4 protein-coding genes, 1 pseudogene and 1 riboswitch are annotated in these 5,626 nt (G+C 34.8%); of the genes and pseudogenes, 1 reads left to right on the top strand and 4 read right to left on the bottom strand.

Annotation, left to right across the window (positions count from 1 at the left end; all coding sequences use genetic code 11):
• The first annotated feature begins 753 nt into the window (after positions 1–753).
• Positions 754–1,749, top strand: a complete 996-nt coding sequence (locus FG382_RS22455) for an aminoglycoside phosphotransferase family protein (RefSeq protein ID WP_142541072.1) — start codon at positions 754–756, stop codon at positions 1,747–1,749.
• A gap of 304 nt (positions 1,750–2,053) precedes the next feature.
• Here the strand turns inward: FG382_RS22455 and FG382_RS22450 are convergent, their stop codons facing one another.
• From FG382_RS22450 to FG382_RS22435, 4 genes and pseudogenes are all read right to left on the bottom strand, one after another.
• The gene (locus FG382_RS22450; protein ID WP_142541071.1) at positions 2,054–2,719 is read right to left on the bottom strand and encodes a potassium channel family protein; all 666 of its coding nucleotides are present in this window, start codon (positions 2,717–2,719) and stop codon (positions 2,054–2,056) included.
• Positions 2,720–2,739: 20 nt separating this feature from the next.
• On the bottom strand, positions 2,740–4,068 hold the full coding sequence (locus FG382_RS22445; RefSeq protein ID WP_142541070.1) for a TrkH family potassium uptake protein: 1,329 nt from the start codon (positions 4,066–4,068) through the stop codon (positions 2,740–2,742).
• Between the two features lie 35 nt (positions 4,069–4,103).
• Positions 4,104–4,363 (bottom strand): annotated as a pseudogene (locus FG382_RS23340) (amino acid permease); the annotation flags it as partial.
• A gap of 106 nt (positions 4,364–4,469) precedes the next feature.
• A riboswitch (cyclic di-AMP (ydaO/yuaA leader) is annotated at positions 4,470–4,619 on the bottom strand.
• A 460-nt stretch (positions 4,620–5,079) separates the two neighbouring features.
• On the bottom strand, positions 5,080–5,349 hold the full coding sequence (locus FG382_RS22435; RefSeq protein ID WP_142541069.1) for a translation initiation factor 2: 270 nt from the start codon (positions 5,347–5,349) through the stop codon (positions 5,080–5,082).
• Positions 5,350–5,626 lie beyond the last annotated feature (277 nt).

Below are 5,626 nucleotides of genomic sequence, written 5' to 3'. Positions count from 1 at the left end.
GAAGGTTTTTGGAGGGCTATTTGTCATGCACAAAATAGTATATCATAAGATTAATAGAAATTTTAAAGAAAAATATTGACATCCTATTAGCTGGTTTACTTCAAGAAGGAGTAAAGCCTTTTTCTTATTGAACTAAAGTGGCAGGTTAGTTGAATAATGTTGTTTAACTTGTGAGAAAATCTTTTGTTTAAAAAAACAGTTTTAAGAAGGTGAAAGTTCTGGAAAGAAAAGTTGAATTAAAACACTTTTTATTAAGTGGTTATACAATCATTTTTTGTTGCTGGATGTCTAGGGGGCCTTCTATCCACTTTCAGCACCACCAAATTTACTCTTAGTTTTTTCTTTTGAAAGTATTTTTTGTATTGTTGTGGTTTTACCAATATTTTATTGGGTGTATCGCTATTCAGGAATGGTTTTCAGTGACGGAACAATGAAAATGAAGTTGTTATACTTTTTTAACCTGAATTACTTTTAAGTTAATAAATAAACTCTTAACGTAGAGGGTTATGAAAATTAAGTACGAGCCAGCTTCAATAACCTTTGATTTTTCAATCGGACGATTATTTTAAGAACGTCTCTGTTCTTCTTCAACTAACGGGTGCTTTAGAGAACAAGAGTCTGCTTTGAGAGGTAGCTTTTCTTATTGAACTAAAGCAGCAGGTTAGTTGAACAAGAGGCTTTAATTCAAATGGCAGAATATCTATGAAAAAGTATGGATTAACAAAATAGATGCATTAGCTGGGGGCGGCACTATTGAGCGAAGAAATTTATAAAACTGTAGAACAAATGATAAAGAAAACAAAAAGAAAAGAGACTGTAGTTACGATAAATAACTTACAAAAAAATAAAGATGGATTTAGTAACGACATTTCAATGTTTCATCTTACTTACTCTCAAGGTGAGGATATATTCTCCAAGGAAGTTGTCTTAAAAGAACTTAGTGAAAATGTGAAGTTTAATAAAGAATTAAATATTTTAAGGAGTAAGGATGTAAATTCGTGCATTAATATTCCAACTGTTTATTTTGAAGATAAAGAAAAGAGAATAATGTTGATGGAACTAGTAAAGGGAGTTACTCTGGACAAATATTACTTAGCAAACCCAGAGGATATACAGTCAGCATTTAGAAATTTTGGTGTCACGCTCGCACAAATTCATTCAATTTGCACTGATACGCTTCGTGACTTTTTTACGGATAACGATTTACGACAAAAAGAGTATATCAATTTCTACATAGAAAGTTTAAAAAATAGGGTTGCGAAGTTTGAAGACCCTGTATATATGAATTGCCTTCTAAATATTTCTGAAATGTTCAAGACTGTTTCATTTACTGAAGTTTTAAATCACGGAGATTATCATTTTTGGAATACAATATTAACTAATGAAGAAACATTATATATTTTGGATTGGGAAAAAGCTTTTATAGGAGACCCTCGTTATGATATAGCGAATACACTTGTCTTAGGATATTCGTGGTTCGGGACTAGCTTCAAAGAACCTATGTTAGATGCTTATCAGAACATCACAAACAAGAAAATTGAACATTTGGAGTGCTTTGAAGCCTTATCAAGTTTTGACTCATTTACTAAAACGGTTCCCTTAATACAAGGTGCTGATGATTCACACATTCGAGACAGATCGTTTGAGTGGTTAAAGAGACGTTATGAACTTTTTGTAAGACACAACGGAAAGAGAATAAAAGAAGCTGAAGAATACTTATTAGCTAAAGGTGTATTATTCAAAATTTAGTAACTTTTCTTCTTCAACTAACGGGTGCTTTACTTCAAGAAGGGGTAAAGCCTCTTTTCTTATTGAACTAAGGGGCAGGTTAGTTGAAGTAGCACCAATAAAAAATGAACATACTTTCACTTCATAAGGAAATAACTACTAATAATTAAGCCATTTTGATTTATCTTTTCAAAATGGCTTAATTCGAATAATAGTTTGCAAAGTTTTTTAACAGACTTCAATTAGAAAACGCTGAATTAAAGTTCGGCGTAAGACTTTCCTGTATTTTCGATTATTATGTAAATTGTCATTGACTTCCTAACAATTACATTAGCTTATCTTCCAATCGTTTTAAGTTTGAGTTAAGGCCCATTGCCACTAATATATCCCCAGAGTAGATGACTTCACTAGGTAAAGGAGATACATTAATATCATTTTCTCTTTTAATGGCCAAAATGGTGATATTGAATTTTGGACGAATTCTTAAATCTTGTAAAGTCCGACTATGCATCTGCTGATTGACACGAATTTCTATTACACTATACTCTTCAGATAAATTGATATAATCTAATAAATGGTCAGATGCCATGGATTGGGCGATTCGCATTCCCATATCCACTTCTGGATGGATGACACGATCTGCACCGATCTTATCTAACAACTTTTGATGGTACACATTCTGAGCTTTTGCCCAAACGGTTTGGACGCCAAATTCTTTCAGATTGAGCGTAGTGAGGACACTAGCTTGGATATCTTCTCCAATCGCGACAATAACGTGGTCGAAATTTCGAATACCGATTGATTTTAAGAACGCTTCTTCTGTAGCATTACCTTGGATTGCATGTGTGGAGTACGGCACAAATTCCTCCACCTTAACTATATCATGGTCGATTGCGAGCACTTCATGACCAAGCATATGCAATTCCCGGCAGATACTACCTCCAAATCTGCCTAATCCAATGACGGCAAACTGCTTATCCTGTTTTTTCATTTCTTCCACCCTCTCTCTAATTAACCTGTATATACTTGATCGTATGGATAGCGATAGTGAACTTTTTTAGGTTTCATTAACAAGAAAAACAAAGTCAAAGGACCAATACGTCCAACAAACATTACGATGCATAAAAGAATTTCACCTATGTCACTAAATTGTCCGGTTATCCCCATTGATAATCCAACAGTTCCGAAAGCTGAGACCACTTCAAATGCTAAAGGTAAGAAGGGCAGTTTTTCTGTGATTGATAACAAAAAGATAAATGACAGGACGATGAATAATCCTATCGTAGCAATAGCTAAAGACCGTATGACTGTATCGATACGGATTGATCTACTTAGTAATTTTGGTTCACTTTGTTGTCGCAAAAAAGCAAGAGTTGCTAGAATTATCACCATGAAAGTGGTTAGTTTAATACCCGATGCGGTAGACGCACTCCCTGCACCAATAAACATTAAGACCATAGTAAAAAGAATAGTAGAATTCTCCATATCACCATAATTCAATGTATTGAATCCTGCAGTACGAGGTGTGACTCCTTGAAAGTAGGATACTAAAATTTTCTCATCCAAAGGCATATTGCCAATTGTTGCTGGATTCTGGTATTCAAGCAAGAATACTGTGAAGACTGCAACCACATTGATAATGATAGTTCCAAGAATCATCATTTTGGTATGAAGCGACCATTCCCTTAATGACTTTTTCTGATATATATCATATATAACTGTAAAGCCAAGGCCACCTAGAATAAACAAAGCAGATAAGACTAAATTAACGATTGGATCATTGGCAAAACCAACCAAGTTATCTGGGAACAGGGCAAAACCGGCATTATTAAAAGCAGAAATTACATGGAAGACACTCAAATAAAGTGCATCCTTAAACCCGAAGGTCGGCAGCCAATGAAAGGTCATAATTATAGTTGCAAAAAGTTGAACCGATAAAACAAATGTTAAAATAATTTTTACTAATTTTATGATGCCACCAATGGAGTTTTGATTAAGTGACTCCTGCAAATAGATACGGTTTTGTAACCCAATCTTTTTCCTTAGGAGTAGAAGTATTAACACTGCAAATGTCATCAGTCCAATACCACCAAATTGAATCAGACCCATTAATACAACTTCCCCAAATACAGTCAACGTTGTACCGGGATCAAAAACACTGAGCCCGGTCACCGTTGTGGCAGATGTAGCCACGAATAATGCATCCGTCCAAGAGATTGATGTGGTAGTTGCGATGGGGAGTTTTAAACATAGTGTCCCTAAAATAATCAATAATATAAAACTTCCCGCAATTACTAAAGGGGGTGAAACTGGTTTTTTTCTCTGTTTAATTACCTGCATAAGAACACTCCTAGAGAATTTATTAATCACTTCTTAGATTGGTTGGGAAGAATAGTATGCCATCCTTTTTTAGGGATGAACTGAGAAATCAAGACAGATACACGATATTCTGGTTCATTTACTTTATACTCCACGGTACTGATACATTTGGCTATTGGCTGAGAAATGCTTCGATATTGGGAATGTAATCTGACCAACCGAATATCAGGCTGCCATTTGTTCCACTTTCTTCAAATATAGTTTCATCTATCCGTTCAAAAGCCACATATACAGCAATGAATTGGGCGAGATTAAGTTATTTGGGTAATCCATGTGATGCACAAACTATAAAAAACGACAAAAAAAGTCCACAAGGCATCGGGAAATAGCCTAGTGGACTTTATAGCATTCTCACTAGTTCAAATTCCTCTCTCATAACGCTTACGAGATTAGCTGTCGGGTTCGGGCTAAAAGAGTAGCCCTACCTACATATGTAGGATTCACCCCAAGCGGCTAGAGTTGCCACAATTACATGGGTCTCCCGTTCCAAATGGATTAAGCGATGTAGAAATATGAAACTGAGAGTTATAATACTCCTTTGTTTCCAAATTGTAAATAAAAATTTTCAGGGATTATTAAACCCAGTATCAGAGGTGTTTTATCGAGGTAAACTTCAACTTGGGAAGAAATACATAGGTTATATATTTCGCTTGGCAGTGGCTAACATGCTGTAGGCTGAGAAGATAATGAATTAAAGGTATCCACTCTCTTTTGAACTGTAAAAGTTGCACTAGTAATGATCATAGGGTTACTTAGGAAATTCTTTTTTTATTGAACTAACGTAGCATTTTGAAGATGAAAATAGGAGTTTTATGTCGCATTAGACACATATTGCGAATAAAAGTTGACGCAAAAAAACCGACAGAAGGCCGGCTAAACTTATATAAAGACGTTTCATACATTTCAAAAAAACGCAAATAAACAAGGTAAGTATCACACGTTGAAAAAAGGCTATAACCAAAATAAAATTCTTTATCCATTTTTTCGTTCCATTCTATCTATCTTTCTTGTTAATTGATCAATTTGCTTTTGCATTAATTCTAATTGACTCGATTGATTATTTTGATTTTGTGAACCTTGAGTATTTGGGTTTTCTAATCCTTGTAGCACAATCCCTGCCGCGATTGTCTGAAGACCATCGCCTAATGTGGAAAGTGCAGTTCCGATTAATGAGAGTCTAGCAGCATAAATTTCTGGTGATTCAGCATTTAGACTCCTATCATTGTTATTTTCGTAATTCATCATGTACACATCCTTGCTTGTAATATGGGATCTAAATATATTATGAAACAAGTACGAAAATAATGTGGATAATAGAAATTCAGTACTTCTACGAAGAACATTTATGAACAGTACGTAAATAACGTGTAGTAAAAGAGAAGGTGCTTTTTCAACTAACGGGTGCTTCGTATTATAAGGTTAACCAGTTTTTACTGGTTGACCTTATTTTTATAGGATTTAATATATCAGTAGCCAGGGTAGGACGTACGGGTGCGTGGGACAATGATCCCGTGAACTA

The organism is Psychrobacillus lasiicapitis, assembly GCF_006861795.1.
GTDB lineage: Bacteria > Bacillota > Bacilli > Bacillales_A > Planococcaceae > Psychrobacillus > Psychrobacillus lasiicapitis.
The sequence above is the reverse complement of the archived record's forward strand: the minus strand, read 5'-3'. Positions and strand labels throughout refer to the sequence as shown.